This window comes from Streptomyces sp. NBC_00986, from assembly GCF_045162565.1.
Classification (GTDB): Bacteria; Actinomycetota; Actinomycetes; order Streptomycetales; family Streptomycetaceae; genus Streptomyces.
In genome coordinates this window covers 7,756,017-7,771,794 of record NZ_CP108733.1, presented here as the reverse complement: position 1 = coordinate 7,771,794, position 15,778 = coordinate 7,756,017, and the positions used below count along the sequence as shown (strand labels likewise).

Annotated in this window: 15 protein-coding genes; 4 read left to right on the top strand and 11 right to left on the bottom strand. The window is 69.4% G+C overall.

Translation table 11 applies throughout. The features are described 5' to 3' along the window. Nucleotides 1–12 precede the first annotated feature (12 nt). Nucleotides 13–633 (bottom strand): TetR/AcrR family transcriptional regulator, encoded by a 621-nt coding sequence (locus OG504_RS34780; RefSeq protein WP_405993343.1) that lies wholly within the window; start codon nt 631–633, stop codon nt 13–15. A gap of 134 nt (nt 634–767) precedes the next feature. Here OG504_RS34780 and OG504_RS34775 point away from each other — a divergent pair, with 134 nt between their 5' ends. Then, nucleotides 768–1,319 carry a cysteine hydrolase family protein gene (locus tag OG504_RS34775; protein WP_405993342.1) on the top strand — a complete coding sequence of 184 codons (552 nt, stop codon included), beginning with the start codon at nt 768–770 and terminating at the stop codon, nt 1,317–1,319. Between the two features lie 23 nt (nt 1,320–1,342). Here the strand turns inward: OG504_RS34775 and OG504_RS34770 are convergent, their stop codons facing one another. Next, entirely contained in the window at nt 1,343–2,077 is a 735-nt protein-coding gene (locus OG504_RS34770; RefSeq protein WP_405993341.1) for an SDR family oxidoreductase, read from the bottom strand. A 174-nt stretch (nt 2,078–2,251) separates the two neighbouring features. Between OG504_RS34770 and OG504_RS34765 the strand changes: the two genes are divergently transcribed. Further along, on the top strand, nt 2,252–3,100 hold the full coding sequence (locus OG504_RS34765; protein WP_405996512.1) for a helix-turn-helix transcriptional regulator: 849 nt from the start codon (nt 2,252–2,254) through the stop codon (nt 3,098–3,100). Nucleotides 3,101–3,105: 5 nt separating this feature from the next. Here OG504_RS34765 and OG504_RS34760 read toward each other — a convergent pair whose 3' ends face one another. Further along, nucleotides 3,106–3,843 carry an SDR family oxidoreductase gene (locus OG504_RS34760; RefSeq protein WP_405993340.1) on the bottom strand — a complete coding sequence of 246 codons (738 nt, stop codon included), beginning with the start codon at nt 3,841–3,843 and terminating at the stop codon, nt 3,106–3,108. Between the two features lie 156 nt (nt 3,844–3,999). On the opposite strand from OG504_RS34760, the gene OG504_RS34755 reads away from it, so the two are divergent. Further along, entirely contained in the window at nt 4,000–4,470 is a 471-nt protein-coding gene (locus OG504_RS34755; protein WP_405996511.1) for an RrF2 family transcriptional regulator, read from the top strand. Between the two features lie 29 nt (nt 4,471–4,499). On the opposite strand, the gene OG504_RS34750 is transcribed toward OG504_RS34755, so the two are convergent. Continuing rightward, a complete protein-coding gene (locus OG504_RS34750) occupies nt 4,500–4,700 on the bottom strand; it encodes a hypothetical protein (protein ID WP_405993339.1) in 201 nt (66 codons plus the stop codon). Between the two features lie 248 nt (nt 4,701–4,948). Between OG504_RS34750 and OG504_RS34745 the strand changes: the two genes are divergently transcribed. Next, nucleotides 4,949–5,647, top strand: coding sequence for a DUF899 domain-containing protein (locus OG504_RS34745; RefSeq protein WP_405993338.1), 699 nt, complete (start codon nt 4,949–4,951; stop codon nt 5,645–5,647). A gap of 9 nt (nt 5,648–5,656) precedes the next feature. Here the strand turns inward: OG504_RS34745 and OG504_RS34740 are convergent, their stop codons facing one another. From OG504_RS34740 to OG504_RS34710, 7 genes are all read right to left on the bottom strand, one after another. Further along, nucleotides 5,657–7,624 carry a TIGR03960 family B12-binding radical SAM protein gene (locus tag OG504_RS34740; RefSeq protein ID WP_405993337.1) on the bottom strand — a complete coding sequence of 656 codons (1,968 nt, stop codon included), beginning with the start codon at nt 7,622–7,624 and terminating at the stop codon, nt 5,657–5,659. An 86-nt stretch (nt 7,625–7,710) separates the two neighbouring features. Continuing rightward, nucleotides 7,711–9,243: a CHAD domain-containing protein gene (locus OG504_RS34735; protein ID WP_405993336.1), complete on the bottom strand. Its 1,533-nt coding sequence runs from the start codon at nt 9,241–9,243 to the stop codon at nt 7,711–7,713. Nucleotides 9,244–9,348: 105 nt separating this feature from the next. Then, on the bottom strand, nt 9,349–10,545 hold the full coding sequence (gene rodA / locus OG504_RS34730) for a rod shape-determining protein RodA (protein WP_366437186.1): 1,197 nt from the start codon (nt 10,543–10,545) through the stop codon (nt 9,349–9,351). After that, nucleotides 10,542–12,803 carry a penicillin-binding protein 2 gene (mrdA, locus tag OG504_RS34725; protein ID WP_405993335.1) on the bottom strand — a complete coding sequence of 754 codons (2,262 nt, stop codon included), beginning with the start codon at nt 12,801–12,803 and terminating at the stop codon, nt 10,542–10,544. The genes rodA and mrdA overlap by 4 nt, the downstream gene beginning before the upstream one ends. Before the next feature lie 147 nt (nt 12,804–12,950). Next, nucleotides 12,951–13,619 (bottom strand): rod shape-determining protein MreD, encoded by a 669-nt coding sequence (gene mreD, locus OG504_RS34720; protein WP_405993334.1) that lies wholly within the window; start codon nt 13,617–13,619, stop codon nt 12,951–12,953. Nucleotides 13,620–13,631: 12 nt separating this feature from the next. Further along, nucleotides 13,632–14,573, bottom strand: coding sequence for a rod shape-determining protein MreC (gene mreC, locus OG504_RS34715; RefSeq protein WP_405993333.1), 942 nt, complete (start codon nt 14,571–14,573; stop codon nt 13,632–13,634). Between the two features lie 178 nt (nt 14,574–14,751). Further along, complete coding sequence (locus OG504_RS34710) at nt 14,752–15,771, bottom strand: rod shape-determining protein (RefSeq protein ID WP_019065566.1); 1,020 nt, start codon at nt 15,769–15,771, stop codon at nt 14,752–14,754. Nucleotides 15,772–15,778: the final 7 nt, after the last annotated feature.

Genomic DNA, 15,778 nt, shown 5'->3' with positions numbered 1-15,778 from the left:
TTGTGCGGCAGTTCAGCGGTCGTCGGCAGGGGGCGCCAGCAGCGCGTCGACGATCTCCCTTAGTGGCGCGGCCAGTTGGGCGGCGGTCGCGTCCCGCAGAGGGCGCAGGCCTACGGCGGACCGCACGACGGCGACGCCGACACCGAGCGCGACGAGGAGTTCGGCGCGCAGCAGGCGTTCGTCGTCCTCCCCCGCCGGGCCCTCGCCGGACGCTTCGAGGATCTGGCGGCTGAACTCGTCCAGGGCCTTGCGGCGCAGGGCGTCCACGCGTTCGTCGCCGGAGCCGCGCAGCAGCATCAGGACGGGGTGTTCGCCGAACTCCGGCCAGGCACCGGCGGACAGTTGGTGACTGAGTGCCTCGGCGAGACCGGCCCGGTCGTGCGGGAACTCCTCATCCCGGCCCAGGAACCGGGGAGTCGAGGCCAGGGCCGCCTTGAACAATCCCTCCTTCGAGTCGAAGTACCGCTTGATGAGCGCCAGGTTGACCCCGACGTCGGCGGCGACGTCCCGCAACGTCGTGCGGTCGTACCCGAGTCGGGTGAACCGACTGCTCGCGGCCTCCAAGAGCGCCTGCCGGGTCGCCGCAGCGTCCCGCCGTCGGCGCCCGTCGGCCTCATCCACGTCACCCGCCACCAGGCGACCTCCCTCGACCAGCTCAAGTAATCACTCGTTGACATGACTACAGGGCATGGTTACGTTAGGCAAGTAATCACCTGATGACTTAGCCCGCCCCTCCCCTGTCACGTCCCCCGTACGAAAGGACCCCGGTGTCCCAGCAAGCCCTCCTCGTCATGGACGTCCAGCGCGTGATCGTGGACCGTTACCCCGACCCGGATTACCTGCCGCGCCTGCGCAAGGCGATCGAGACGGCCCGTGCGAACGGCGTCCGCGTGATCTACGTGACCGTCGGCTTCCGCCCCGGCGCCCCGGAGATCAGCCCCCGGAACAAGCTCTTCGGCAGGCTCGCGGGTGTCACCCTGCCGGCGGCCGCCGCCCAGGCCAACGAGATTCACCCGGACGTAGCCCCCGGCCCCGACGACATCCTCGTCACCAAGCGCCGCGTCAGCGCGTTCGCGGGCAGCGACCTCGACATGGTGCTGCGGGCGAACGACATCGACCACCTGGTCCTGACGGGCATCGCCACCAGCGGCGTCGTCCTGTCCACCCTCCGCCAGGCCGCCGACCTGGACTTCACCCTCACCGTCCTGTCCGACGCCTGCCTCGACAACGACCCGGAGGTCCACCGCGTCCTCACGGAGAAGGTGTTCCCGATGCAGGCGGAGGTGACGACGGTGGCGGACTGGGTGGCCGCGCACTGAACTCCCCTGATCTCTACCGGACTTCAGCCCTGCGCCGTAGGCCTGACCACGATCTCGTTGACGTCGACCTCGGCGGGCTGGTTGACGGCGTAGACGATCGCCTCGCCGATCGCGGTGGCCGGGATCGCGATGCCCATCATGTCCTCGGCGACCGCGCGCATGCCCAAGTCGCCGATGCCGTCGGTCAGTTCGGTGCGGGTGAAGCCGGGACTGACCACGGTGACGCGCAAATCGCGGCTCTCCTGCCGCAGGCCTTCGGAGATGGCGCGGACCGCGTACTTGGTGGCGCAGTAGACGGCCGCGGTGGGGTCGACGCGGTGCCCGGCGACGGAGGCGACGTTCACGATGTGCCCCGCGCCCTGCTCGCGCATGACGGGCAGCACCGCGGCGATACCGTGCAGCACACCGCGGATGTTCACGTCGATCATGCGGTTCCACTCGTCGACCTTCAGGGCCTCCAGCATCGCCAGGGGCATCACCCCCGCGTTGTTGACGAGCACGTCGACCCGGCCGTACGACTCCCGCGCGGCCCGGACGAAGTCCCGCACGCTCTCCAGGCCGGTCACGTCCAGCTCGCGGTGGTCGGCCGTGCCGCCGTCCGCCCGGATCTCCTTGACGACGGCGGCGAGGCGGTCGGTGCGCCGGGCGCCGAGGAACACCCGGTGCCCCGCCGCGGCCAGCAGCCGGGCCGCGGCCTCGCCGATACCGCTGCTCGCGCCGGTGATCAGGACGGCCTTGGACGGGACGGTGGTGGTCATGTGCAACCCCTTGGAGGAAAGCCGATCGCGCGGCGGTGATCCACCGCGTCTTCCGTGCTTTCCGAGCATCGGCGGGATCGGCCCGATGAGGCAGGACGCGGCTTCCGGGGTGTGCCACTCCTAGGAAGCGGGAGCGGAGAAGCGGGACCGCCGTAGGCTTTTGGAATGGACGGCATGGACGGTACGGACGGCTACGCGCTCGGTGACTTCCTGCGGGCGCGGCGGTCCCGGCTGACGCCCGCCGAGGTGGGTTTTCCCAGTTCCGGGCCGCGCCGGGTGGCCGGGCTGCGGCGCGAGGAGGTCGCCGTGCTGGCCGGGGTCAGCGCCGACTACTACGCCCGGCTGGAGCAAGGCCGCGAGCGCAGCCCCTCCGGCCAGGTGGTCGACGCCATCGCCCGCGCCCTGCGCCTCGACACGGACGCCCGCTGGCACGCGTACCGCCTGGCCGGCCTGGTCCCGAGGCCCGTCCCCGCCGAGCCGTCCGACGAGGTGGACCCGGCGCTGCTCCAGCTGATGCACGCGTTCCCTACGGCGGCGGCGTACGTCATCAACCGGCGCCTGGAGGTCCTCGCGTCGAACGCACTCGCCGACGCGCTCCTCGCGCCCCTGGGCGACCGCCGCAGAATGGTCCGCTCACTGTTCCTGGACCCGGCGGCCCGGGACCTGTTCGCCGACTGGGAGCACGTGGCCCGCTGCTCCGCAGAGGCGCTGCGCCTGGCGACGGGCCACGACCGGGACGACCGCGAACTCGGCTCGCTGATCGCCGAACTCCTCGGCGGGAGCGAGGAGTTCGCGACGTTCTGGCAGGACCACAGCGTCAGCCGCCCCGGCCGCCAGTCCAAGACCTTCGACCACCCGGCCGTGGGCCGCATCACCCTCACGTACCAGACGTTCGACGTGCAGAGCGCCCCCGGCCAGTGCCTCCTGGTCGGCACGGCGGAGCCGGACACGGAGGACGCGGCGGCACTGGCCCGGCTGGCGTCCACGCACGCGGCCGGAACCCCCAAGGCATCCCTGCCGTAAGCGAGTCAGTGCCCGGCGAGCCAGTCCGTGTAGTGGGTGGCGGCGATACGGGCGCCGTCCGGGGCGGTGAGGACGTCACCGGGGGCGGCGGCGAACATGCCCGCGGCGTCATCGGTGACCACGGAACCCGCGCCGCCCTTGGCGGTGAGGGTGAGCCGGCCGAGTTCGTCGAGCGGATAGACGTCCGGTCCTGCGATGTTGAGGACGCCGTTCAGCGGAGCGCCCGCGGCGACCTCGGCGACGACACCGGCGACCTCCGCGGCGGCGATCGGCTGGATCGGCGTACGCGGCAGCCGGACGGTGTCGCCGTCGGTGGTCATGGCGAGGGTCGCGCCCATGAACTCCATGAACTGCGTGGCACGGACGATGGAGTACGGGACCGCCCCGCCCTTGAGGAGGTCCTCCTGGAGGACCTTCGCCCGGTAGTAGTCCAGCCCCGGCACCTGGTCCACGCCGACGATGGACAGGATGACGAAGTGTCCGACCCCGCCCTTCTCGCTCGCGGCGAGCAGGTTGTCCATCGACGTCTGGAAGAAGCCGATCGAGGCGTCGTCGAAGGTCGGTGAGTTCGTCAGGTTGACGACGGCGTCGGCACCCGAGACGGCCTCCTCCAGCCCCTCACCGCTGATGATGTCCACGCCGGTGGACTGCGAGTGCGGGACGGCCTGATGCCCGGCCGCGTTGAGGTTCCTCACGACCTGCGACCCGATCAGCCCGGTACCGCCGATGACTGCGATCTTCATGACCTACGCCTTCCGTAGATGACTGACGTCCGATATGTACCGTCGCCCGATCGCGACGGCACCCCGAGACCAAACTCGGACACTTTCTATCCGAGATAATACCCGGACAATAGATGTCCGAGTCAATCGGCTTCTGAGTAAAATGAGTGGGTGAAGATGTCCGGCGGAGTCGAGTGGGCCCTGCACTGCTGCGTTGTCCTGACCTCGACCCAGGCCCCGGTCCCGGCCGCCCGCCTGGCCCAGTTCCACGACGTGTCCCCGACCTACCTCGCCAAACAGCTCCAGGCCCTCTCCCGCTCCGGCCTGGTCAGATCGGTCCAAGGAAAGTCGGGCGGCTACGTCCTGACCCGCTCCCCGGCCTCGATCACGGTCCTCGACGTCGTAGAGGCGATCGACGGCCCCGACCCGGCCTTCGTCTGCACGGAGATCCGCCAACGCGGCCCGATGGCCACCCCGCCCGAGGCCTGTACGACGCCGTGCGCGATCGCCCGCACGATGGCGGCGGCCGAGTCGGCCCGCCGGGAAGCCCTCCGCTCCGTCACGATCGCCGACCTGGCCCGCGACGTGGAGTCGGACTCCGGGGAGGGGACGCTGGCGGGGGTCGGTGTGTGGCTGACGTCGGACTGACCCTCACGGCGAGCGGGTCGGCATATCGCCTACTTCTTCCTGCTCCTGGCCGCCTTGCCCGCCCGGGAGGCCTTCGGCCTGCGTGCGGGGTTCGACGGTCGGGGGACCGCGGCAGCGTGCGGGGCGGAGAACTCCCGGTCGGTCACGGTCTGACGGCGGATGGCGGTGGGCAGGTCCGGCAGGGCCAGCAACTGGTCGCACGCTTCGACCGAGGCCGCGAACTCGCCCACCCAGTAGGCGGTGATCGAGAACTCGAAGAGGAGCCCCCATCCCCTGGACCAAGGTGACGCGGCAGCCGTCCCCGGGGGCCGTCAACGGCGGGGTGTGACCAACCACTTGCCAAGGGTGCCCGGAGGTCCGCCGACCGACCTCCGGGCAACCCCGTGGCACACCGACCGATGAGTTCCGGAGCCCGACGAGGTCTACCCCCGCACAAGGGCACAGCCACGCCCACAAGCTCCGTGAGGAACGAGGAACCATGACGACCACCGACGCCCTGCCCCCCGTCGTGGACACCGCGACGTGGGAAACCCGGCTCGCAACCCTCCGCGCCCGCGAAAAGGCCGCGACCCGGGAACTCGACGCCATCGCCGCCGAGCGGCGCCGCCTGCCGATGGTCGAGATGCCCGACTACACGCTCGACGGCGCGGACGGTCCCGTCCGCCTGGCCGAAGTCTTCGACGGCAAGCGGCAGTTGATCGTCTACAACCACATGTGGTTCGCCGGAAAGGAATGGCAGTGCCCGGGCTGCACCGGGTTCACCTCGCAGTACACGCGCCTGGAGTTCCTGGACAGCTACGACGCCCGGTTCGTCATCGTCACCCAGGGCCCGATCGACGAGGCGCTCGCCTACAAGGAGCGGGTCGGCAACCGGATGTCCTGGTACTCGACCGCGAACAGCCCGTTCGGTGCCGATGTCGGCGCCCCGCCCGACGGCGGATTCGCGGTCAACGTGTTCCTGCGCGACGGCGACACCGTCTACCGCACCTGGCACACCAACGGCCGGGGCACCGAGCAGCTCAGCCACAGCTTCGCCCTGATCGACCTCCTGCCGTACGGCCGCCAGGAGGAATGGCAGGACTCACCCGAGGGCTGGCCCCAGTCGCCCACCTACAGCCGATGGGCGGGGTCCAAGGAGATCGCCGCGGCCTACGGCCCCTCGGACCCCGTCAGCTGACCGACGCGCTCAGTGCGTGTGCCCGCTCCCCGCAGGCTGCTTCACCGTCAGCGGGAGCAACTTCTTGCCCGTGGGGCCGATCTGGATGGACGTGTCCATCTGCGGGCACACCCCGCAGTCGAAGCACGGCGTCCACCGGCAGTCCTCGACCTCTGTCTCGTCGAGGGAGTCCTGCCAGTCCTCCCAGAGCCAGTCCTTGTCGAGGCCGGAGTCGAGGTGGTCCCAGGGGAGGACCTCCTCGTAGGTCTTCTCGCGGGTGGTGTACCAGTCGACGTCGACACCGAAGGCGGGCAGCGTCTTCTCGGCGCAGCGCATCCAGCGGTCGTAGGAGAAGTGCTCGCGCCAGCCGTCGAAGCGGCCGCCGTCCTCGTAGACCGCGCGGATGACCGCGCCGATGCGGCGGTCGCCGCGGGAGAGCAGGCCCTCGACGATGCCCGGCTTGCCGTCGTGGTAGCGGAAGCCGATCGAGCGGCCGTACTTCTTGTCGCCGCGGATCTTGTCGCGGAGCTTCGTGAGGCGGGCGTCCGTCTCCGCCGCCGAGAGCTGCGGGGCCCACTGGAACGGCGTGTGGGGCTTGGGGACGAAGCCGCCGATCGAGACCGTGCAGCGGATGTCGTTCTGGCCGGAGACCTTGCGGCCCTCGGCGATCACCCTCGTCGCCATGTCGGCGATCTGCAGGACGTCCTCGTCGGTCTCCGTCGGGAGCCCGCACATGAAGTACAGCTTCACCTGGCGCCAGCCGTTGCCGTACGCCGTGGAGACCGTGCGGATCAGGTCCTCTTCCGAGACCATCTTGTTGATGACCTTGCGGAGGCGCTCAGAGCCGCCCTCCGGCGCGAAGGTGAGCCCCGAGCGCCGGCCGTTCCTCGTCAGCTCGTTCGCCAGGTCCACGTTGAACGCGTCCACGCGGGTCGACGGGAGGGAGAGACCGACCTTGTCGTCCGTGTAGCGGTCCGCCAGGCCCTTCGCGATCTCGCCGATCTCCGAGTGGTCCGCCGACGACAACGACAGCAGGCCCACCTCCTCGAAGCCCGTCGCCTTGAGGCCCTTCTCGACCATCTCGCCGATGCCCGTGATCGACCGCTCGCGCACCGGGCGCGTGATCATGCCCGCCTGGCAGAAACGGCAGCCGCGCGTGCAGCCGCGGAAGATCTCGACCGACATGCGTTCGTGGACGGTCTCGGCCAGGGGGACCAACGGCTGCTTCGGGTACGGCCATTCGTCGAGGTCCATGACGGTGTGCTTGCTCACCCGCCACGGGACACCCGACTTGTTCGGGACCACGCGCGCGATGCGGTGGTCCGGCAGGTACTCGACGTCGTAGAACGCCGGGATGTACACCGAGCCCGTCTTCGCCAGGCGGAAGAGGACCTCCTCGCGGCCGCCGGGACGGCCCTCCGCCTTCCAGGCTCGGATGATCTTCGTCATGTCGAGTACGGCCTGTTCGCCGTCGCCGATGATCACCGCGTCGATGAAGTCCGCGATCGGCTCGGGGTTGAAGGCCGCATGGCCGCCCGCCAGCACGATCGGGTCGTCGAGCGTCCGGTCCTTCGACTCCAGCGGGATGCCCGCCAGGTCCAGGGCCGTGAGCATGTTCGTGTAGCCGAGCTCGGTGGAGAAGCTCAGGCCGAAGACGTCGAACGCGCCCACCGGGCGGTGGCTGTCGACCGTGAACTGCGGGACCTTGTGCTCCCGCATCAGCGCCTCCAGGTCCGGCCACACGCTGTACGTGCGCTCGGCGAGGACGCCCTCCTGCTCGTTCAGGACCTCGTAGAGGATCATGACGCCCTGGTTGGGCAGGCCGACCTCGTACGCGTCCGGGTACATCAGCGCCCAGCGGACATCGCACGACTCCCACGGCTTGACCGTGGAGTTGAGCTCGCCGCCGACGTACTGGATCGGCTTCTGCACATGCGGGAGCAGGGCTTCGAGCTGCGGAAACACGGACTCTGCGGCCGCAGCGACTTCGGCAGGCATCTCGCGAACCTTCGTGAGCGGGACTGAACGGACGGGTGACCATCCAGACTAACGCGATCCCGGGCCTCACCCGTACGCACCAGCCGTCACACCTGGACGGACCCCTCCGCCACGATCCCCTCCCACGCCTCCGGCAACGCCGCCTCCACCCCGGCCGCCCGCTGCTCCTCGCGCCCGTACAGCACCCCGTACGTGAACGAGCTCTCCCCCGCCGCGTGCGCCACCGCGGACAGTTCCCGCAGGGTCACCCGGACCATCACGCTGTCCTGGTGCTCACCGAGCAGGCTGGTCAGCGACTTCATCGACTTGGCGAGCGCCCGGGCCGGAGTACCGAGAGCCGGTGTCGCCGCCTCCGCCGCGTACCGGGTGCGCTTGGCCTTCTTGCGGGCCTCGTGCAGGGCGAGGTCGCGGTCCGGTCCTGGCGGCGCCTCGATCGCCTCCGCCACGAGCGCGGAGACCTTTCCGAAGTCCTTGCGTACGGCCTTGCCGACCGCCTTCTCCGGCTTGCCGGCCGCGTCCTTCAGGAGAGGCGGCTCGGCGATCACCCGGTCCAGGGTGTCGAGGAGCGCGAGATACCGCTGGGAGTCCAGGACGCCGATCAGCCGGCTGCGTGATCCGCCGTGCCGGGCGTTCGCCCAGGTGTCCAGGCGGGTGCGGATCGGGCCGGAGACCAGGGCGGGGGGCAGTTCGCCGAGGACAGTCGCCAGCCGCTCGGTCATGACCTCGCGGTCCCGGTCGACCCCCAACTCCCCTGCCAGCCACTTCAGTTCCTCGCCGACCGGGTCCGTGATCGTACGGTCGAGGACCTTGCCGTACGAGCGGAACGTGCTGCGCATCCGGCGGGTGGCGACCCGCATCCGGTGCACCGAGTCGTACGCGTCCTGCCGTACGGCCGGGTCGAGTTCGAGGATCGCGTCGCGCTGGGCGCGGGCGTAGGCGAGGACGTGGTCGCCGGCGGTGACCGGAGCCGCGGGCTCCGCGGGGACGGGCGGCGTCTTGCGCTTCTTCTTTCCCGGCCCCGCCGGGCGCGTCTCCGCCAGTGCCCGCGCCAGCTTGGAGGACGACGAGGACGGCCGTACGCCCGCCTTGCGGAGCCGCCTCTCCACCTTGTCGAGGAACACCGGGTCGCCGTCGTCGGCGAGTTCGACCTCGATCTCGGTCCACTGAGCGGTGCCGCCGCCCTCGGTGAGGCGTTCCGCGCGCACGGCGTCCACGCTGACCTCGGCGAGGAGCTTGCCCTGGGCGTCCACGAGGTGGCGTACGTCGCGCTCGGAGCGCAGGCGGACGGCGGGCAGCAACTCGGCCTCGCGGACGCGGGAGCGGACCAGCGCGGCGAGGGTGCTCGGCACGGTGTCGGAGAGCGGTTCCCGGATCTCGTCGCGGACACCGGGCGCGACCGGCACCTTCAGGTGCCAGCCCGCGTCGGAGCCGCCGGTGCGGCGGCGCAGGGTGAGCGATGCGGCGGCGAGGCGTTCGTCGGCCGTGTCGTAGTACACGGCGTCCAGACTCATGACGCCCTTGTCGATGACGGCCTTCACCCCGGCGACGCCGGTCAGGTCGGGCAGACCACTCTCGTCGGACTCGTACTTACGCTCGATCTCCCGCTTTGTGTCCGCCATGACCTGAATCTAGTTGCTGACCGGCCGGGATGGCAGGGTGCGTCCCAAATGAACCCCCGGGAAACCCAGGCGAATACGGAGGTGGCGGCCGGGCGAAGGCACGGTTCAAGCGGACATGGGCCGCTGCACCCGGATCGACTGGAGCAGCCCCACCGCGAGCCACACGGCGAACATCGATGTGCCGCCGTAGGACACAAAGGGCAGGGGCAGACCGGTGACCGGCATGATGCCGAGGGTCATGCCGACGTTCTCGAAGGCCTGGAAGGCGAACCAGGCGACGATCCCGGCGGCGACGATCGTGCCGTAGAGCTCGGTCGAGTCGCGGGCGATGCGGCAGGCGCGCCACAGGACCACGCCGAGGAGGACGAGGATCAGGCCCGCGCCGACGAAGCCCAACTCCTCGCCCGCGACGGTGAAGACGAAGTCTGTTTGTTGTTCCGGGACGAACTGGCCTGTTGTCTGCGAGCCGTGGAACAAGCCTTCGCCGGTGAGGCCGCCGGAGCCGATTGCGATGCGGGCCTGGTTGGTGTTGTAGCCGACGCCGGCCGGGTCGAGGCTCGGGTTGGCGAAGGCGGCGAAGCGGGCGATCTGGTACTCGTCCAGGAAGTGCAGCTGCCACACGGCGATCGCGCCCAGGGTGCCCGCGCCGAGCAGGCCGAAGACCCAGCGGTTGGACGCGCCGGAGGCCAGCAGGACGCCGAGCACGATGATGACCATGACCATGACCGAGCCGAGGTCGGGCATCAGCATGACGATCATCATCGGGACCGAGGCGAGGCCCAGGGCCTGGAGGACCGTGCGGTGGTCGGGATAGGGCTTGTCGCCCGCGTCGACCCGGGCGGCGAGGATCATCGCCATGCCCAGGATGATCGTGATCTTCACGAACTCCGAGGGCTGGAGCGAGAAGCCGCCGCCGAGCACGATCCAGGAGTGCGCGCCGTTGACCGTGGAGCCCAGCGGGGTCAGCACCAGCAGGATGCCGAACACCGAGGCGCCATACAGGAACGGGACGACGACGCGCAGGGTGCGGTGGCCGACCCAGATGACGCCGATCATCAGGGCGATGCCGATGCCGGTGTTCATCAGGTGCCGGATCAGGAAGTAGTACTGGTCGCCCTGGTTGATCTCGGTGCGGTTGCGGGTCGCCGAGAAGACGAGCAGCGAGCCGATCAGGGACAGGCCGATCGCCGACAGCAGTATCGGCCAGTCCAGCCGGCGGGCCAGCGAGTCACGGGCGAAGACCCGTGTCCAGCCGGCCCGGTCGGGCCCGTATCCGGAGACGGAGAAGCTGTTGCCGGTCATGTGAGCATCCTCCGGCTACCCCTTCTGCGCGGACGCCTACGGGTGTTGCTGTTGGTGGACGGTGAGGGCGCGATGGCCGGCTGCTGGGTGTCGTCCGCGGGCGTGACGCCGCCCTCGGTCGCCTTCTCCTGCTGCTTCTCCAGCTCCTTGGCCGGGTCGGCGGTGATCTTCGGGGAGGCGATCGTGCCGTCGGCGCGGACCTTCGGGAGGCTCGTCTGCGGCGTGGGCAGCATCGCCTTCTTCTTGTCGATGGAGCCGTCGGCCTGGACGCCGTACATCGCGTTGTAGATGTTGCGCACGGCCTCACCGGAGGCGCCGGAACCCGTACCGGCCTGCGCGATCGTCATGACGACCGTGTAGTCCTTGGTGTAGGTGGCGAACCAGGAGGTGGTCTGCTTGCCGTAGACCTCCGCCGTACCCGTCTTGGCGTGCAGCTCGATCTTGTCCTGGGGCCAGCCCTGGAACTTCCAGGCCGCGGTACCGCTGGTGACCACGCCCGCGAGGGCCTTGTCGATGCCCTTGTGCGTGGCCGCGCTGATCGGCAGCTTGGCCTTCACCTTCGGCTTGATCTCCTGGACCGTCTTGCCGTCGGCGCTGACGATCGCCTTGCCGATGGTGGGGACGTACTCGGTGCCGCCGTTGGCGAGGGCGCCGTAGATCATGGCCTCCTGGATCGGCGTGACGAGGGTGTCGCCCTGGCCGATGGAGTAGTTGATCGAGTCGCCCTCGCGCATCTTGTTGCCTTCGAGGCAGTTCTCGTACGCGATCTGCTGGACGTACGTGCCGCCCTTCTTGCCGGTCTTGCACCAGTAGGCCTTGTTGGCCTCGTAGGTCTCCTGCTTCCACTTGCGGTCCGGGATCCGGCCGGTGACCTCGTTCGGAAGGTCGACGCCGGTGACCTTGCCGAGGCCGAACTGGTGGGCCGCCTTGTAGAAGTAGTCCTTCGGCTCACCCTTCTTCGGGTTGATGCCGCCGTCCTTCTTCCACTGGGCGTCGGCGAGACCGTAGAAGACGGTGTCGCAGGAGACCTCCAGCGCGCGGCCCAGCGAGATGGGGCCGAAGTTCTCGCCCTCGAAGTTCTTGAAGACCTGGCCGCCCACCGAGTACGAACTGGTGCAGGGGTAGCCGCCGTCCCAGGTGTAGCCGGCCTCGACCGCGGCGGCCGTGGAGACCACCTTGAACGTCGAACCGGGCGCCGACTGACCCTGTATGGCCCTGTTGAGCAGCGGGTAGTCGGAGTTCTTGCCGGTGAGCTGCTTGTAGTCCTTGGCGGAGATGCCGCCGACCCAGACGTTCGGGTCGTACGTCGGCGCGGACGCCATGGCGACGATGCGGCCGGTCTTGGCCTCCATCACGACCACGGCACCGGAGTCGGCCTTGTAGTTCTCGCCGGTGATCTTGTCGTACTGCTGACGGGCCGCCTTCATCGCCTTGTCGAGCTGGTACTCGGCGACGCGCTGCACCCGGGCGTCGATGCTGGTGACGAGGTTCGAACCGGGCTGCGGCGCATCGGACTTGGCCTTGCCGATCACGCGGCCGAGGTTGTCGACCTCGTAGCGGGTGACGCCGGCCTTGCCGCGCAGCTCCTTGTCGTACTCGCGCTCCAGGCCCGAGCGGCCGACCTGGTCGGAGCGCAGATACGGCGAGTCGCTGTCCTTGGCCTGGGTGATCTCGTCGTCGGTGACCGGCGAGAGGTAGCCGAGGACCTGGGCCGCGTTCGCGTCACCGGGAGCCGCGTAACGCCGGACGGCCTCGGGCTCGGCGGTGATGCCGGGGAAGTCCTCGGCGCGCTCGCGGATCTGCAGGGCCTGCTTGGCGGTGGCCTCGTCGGTGATCGGGATGGGCTGGTAGGGCGAGCCGTTCCAGCAGGGCTGCGGGGTCTTCGCGTCGCACAGCCGGACCTTCTGGATGACGTCCGCGGGCTTCAGGCCCAGCACGCCGGCCAGCTTGGTGAGAACGGCCTTGCCGTCGTCCGCCTGCTTCAGCAGGTCGGTGCGGGAGGCGGAGACCACGAGCCGGGTCTCGTTGTCGGCGAGGGGCACACCGCGCGCGTCCAGTATCGAACCGCGCACCGCGGGGTCGACGACCTGCTGGACGTGGTTGCCGGACGCTTCCTTCTGGTAGGCGGAGCCCTCACGGATCTGCAGGTACCAGAGGCGCCCGCCGAGGGTGCCGAGGAGGGAGAGGACGAGAATCTGGATGACGACGAGCCTGATCTGAACCCGTGGAGTCCGACCGGTCTCGGGAATGTTAGTCATGGGCGAAGCCCATCCCTTTGAGGGTGGTGGTGGGAGACGGGTGGGCGTTGGTCACTTGTGCTGCCTCCCCCTCTCAGTGCGTGTACACGATGCGTGTATGAGTCATATACGACGGACCTGTGAGTCCGTGGCCCAACTCCCCGGTGGTCAAAGCCTCTTGACCCCCTTGATACGTCCCGCCCGGGCCACGCGGGCGCGAGCGGACTTCATCTTCAGGCCGCCGCGCTGGCCGCCGATCTTCAGGCCGGTGCCGGAGGAGAGCCAACCCGACGAGATGTCGGCCGACTTGGCGGCGTTGGTCTCCGCGAGCGGGTCGTTGTCGGCGCGCCGGGCCAGCGCCATGATCCCGGGGACGACGAACGGGGCGAGCAGCAGGTCGTACAGCGAGGCCGTGAACAGCAGGCTGCCCAGGCCGACATGGCGGGCGGCGGTGTCGCCGACGAGGGCGCCGACACCGGCGTAGAGCAGGGTGGCGCCGATCGCGGCGGCGACCACGACGGCCATCGGGCCGGTGGCCGACTTCAGGCGGCCGTTCTCCGGCTTGGCCAGGCCCGCGAGGTAGCCGATGACGCACAGGACGAGGGCGTAGCGGCCGGCCGCGTGGTCGGCGGGCGGGGCCAGGTCGGCGAGGAGGCCCGCGCCGAAGCCGATGAGGGCGCCCGTGACATGGCCGTAGACCATGGCGAGGCCGAGGACCGTGAGGAGGAGCAGGTCGGGGACGGCGCCCGGGAGGTGGAGGCGGGCGAGGACGCTCACCTGGATCACGAGGGCGACGACGACCAGCGGCACGGAGAGCAGGATCCGGTTGACACGCATGGGGAAGGGCTCCTACTGCTGTTGCTGGCCGTCGACCGGCGCGTTCGCGGACGGGGTGACCGTGACGGTCACCGTCGGGATCGGGGTCGGCTTGGGCTTCGCCGGCAGGACCGTGTCACGCGGGTCCTTCTTCGGGGCCTCCACGACCACGCCGACGATGTCGAGCTTGGTGAAGTTCACGTACGGCGTGACGTACAGCGTGCGGGTCAGGCCGCCGCCGGAGGGGTCGACGCGGGAGACGACACCGACCGGGACGCCGGGCACGAACGGCTTGTCGCCCTGCGAGCCGAAGGTGACGAGCCGGTCGCCCTTCTGCACCTCGGCCTTGCCGTTGAGGAGTTCGACGCGCAGCGGGCCGTCGCCCTCGCCGGAGGCGAAGCCGAGTTCGTCGCTGCCCTCCATACGAGTGCCGACGGTGAAGTCGGGGTCGTTGGCGAGGAGGACGGTGGAGGCGTCCGGGCCGACGGTCGTCACACGCCCGACCAGTCCGTTGCCGTTCAGGACGGTCATGTCGCGCTTGATGCCGTCGTTGGCGCCGACGTCGATGGTGATCGTCCAGGAGAAGCTCTGGGCGGCTCCTATCCCGATGACCTGGGCGCCTTTGATGCCGTACTGGCCCTCGCCGGCCACCTTCAGCATCTTGTCGAGCTGGGTCAGGCGGCTGCGGTTGCGGTCGTCGCTGCCGAGCTTCGCCTTGAGGGCCGCGTTCTCCTTCTCCAGGACCGCGAGCCGGTCGTGCCGCTCACCGGAGTCGCGGACCGCGGAGACCGCGTCACCGACCGGGTCGACGGCGGACGACACGCCGTTCTCGATCGGGCCGAACACGGTGGCCGCGGCCCGGCGGGCTCCGTCGACCGGCGAGTCCTGCCCTCCCCGGATGTCCACCGTGATCAACGCGAACGCTACGGCGATCAGCAGCACCAGGAGCAGCCGGCTCTCTCGTGTGTCCCTCACGTGCGGCGGCCGTGCCTTCCTCATAGAAATGTGCAGAGGTTCAGGTATGCAGGTGTTGTACGAGCGGGAGTTGTCCGTGCGGATGGATACGGAGGCTTATGACGGAGCCTATGCCTCCGTATCAACGATCCGCCGCACGAGAGGAGATCATCCCGTACGGCGGAATCGAAGCGTTACGTCATCTGCGCGGCTGGGCGTCGAGGACCTGCTGCAGCGCCTCGAACTCCTCCACACACTTGCCGGAGCCGAGCGCCACGCTGTCGAGCGGGTCCTCGGCGATGTGGATCGGCATGCCGGTCTCCCGGCGCAGCCGCTCGTCGAGACCCTTCAGCAGGGCTCCGCCGCCGGTCAGAACGATTCCTCGGTCCATGATGTCGCCGGACAGCTCCGGCGGGCACTTGTCGAGGGTCGTCTTCACCGCGTCGACGATCGCGTTGACGGGCTCTTCGATCGCCTTGCGGACTTCGCCGGCGGAGATGACAACGGTCTTGGGCAGACCGGAGACCAGGTCCCGGCCGCGGATTTCGGTGTGCTGGTCGTCGTCGAGGTCGTACGCGGAACCGATCGTGATCTTGATCTGCTCAGCCGTCCGCTCACCCAGAAGGAGCGAGTACTCCTTCTTGATGTGCTGGATGATCGCGTTGTCCAACTCGTCGCCCGCGACGCGGATGGACTGGGCGGTGACGATGCCACCGAGCGAGATGACCGCGACCTCCGTGGTGCCGCCGCCGATGTCCACCACCATGTTGCCCGTGGCCTCGTGGACCGGCAGGCCGGAACCGATGGCCGCGGCCATGGGCTCCTCGATGATGTGCACCTGGCGGGCGCCGGCCTGGGACGACGCCTCGATGACGGCACGGCGCTCGACGCCCGTGATGCCCGAGGGCACACAGACGACGACGCGGGGGCGGGCCAGATAGCGCCGCTTGTGGATCTTCAGGATGAAGTAGCGGAGCATGCGCTCGGTGATCTCGAAGTCGGCGATGACACCGTCCTTCAGCGGACGTACGGCAACGATGTTGCCGGGCGTGCGCCCGATCATCTTCTTGGCTTCGGAGCCGACCGCGAGAATGCCACCGGTGTTGGTGTTGATCGCGACGACGGACGGCTCGTTGAGTACGATCCCGCGACCCCTGACGTACACCAGCGTGTTGGCGGTCCCGAGGTCGACAGCCATGTCACGGCCGATGAACGACATTGAGTTC

Bases quoted from the DNA above. Each gene is read 5' to 3' on its own strand.
- OG504_RS34755 (WP_405996511.1), top strand. From the start codon at position 4,000: ATGTCCGGCGGAGTCGAGTGGGCCCTGCACTGCTGCGTTGTCCTGACC.
- OG504_RS34735 (WP_405993336.1), bottom strand. From the start codon at position 9,243: ATGGCGGACACAAAGCGGGAGATCGAGCGTAAGTACGAGTCCGACGAG.
- OG504_RS34770 (WP_405993341.1), bottom strand. From the start codon at position 2,077: ATGACCACCACCGTCCCGTCCAAGGCCGTCCTGATCACCGGCGCGAGC.
- OG504_RS34765 (WP_405996512.1), top strand. From the start codon at position 2,252: ATGGACGGTACGGACGGCTACGCGCTCGGTGACTTCCTGCGGGCGCGG.
- OG504_RS34740 (WP_405993337.1), bottom strand. From the start codon at position 7,624: ATGCCTGCCGAAGTCGCTGCGGCCGCAGAGTCCGTGTTTCCGCAGCTC.
- OG504_RS34745 (WP_405993338.1), top strand. From the start codon at position 4,949: ATGACGACCACCGACGCCCTGCCCCCCGTCGTGGACACCGCGACGTGG.
- rodA (WP_366437186.1), bottom strand. From the start codon at position 10,545: ATGACCGGCAACAGCTTCTCCGTCTCCGGATACGGGCCCGACCGGGCC.
- OG504_RS34760 (WP_405993340.1), bottom strand. From the start codon at position 3,843: ATGAAGATCGCAGTCATCGGCGGTACCGGGCTGATCGGGTCGCAGGTC.
- mrdA (WP_405993335.1), bottom strand. From the start codon at position 12,803: ATGACTAACATTCCCGAGACCGGTCGGACTCCACGGGTTCAGATCAGG.
- mreD (WP_405993334.1), bottom strand. From the start codon at position 13,619: ATGCGTGTCAACCGGATCCTGCTCTCCGTGCCGCTGGTCGTCGTCGCC.
- OG504_RS34710 (WP_019065566.1), bottom strand. From the start codon at position 15,771: ATGTCGTTCATCGGCCGTGACATGGCTGTCGACCTCGGGACCGCCAAC.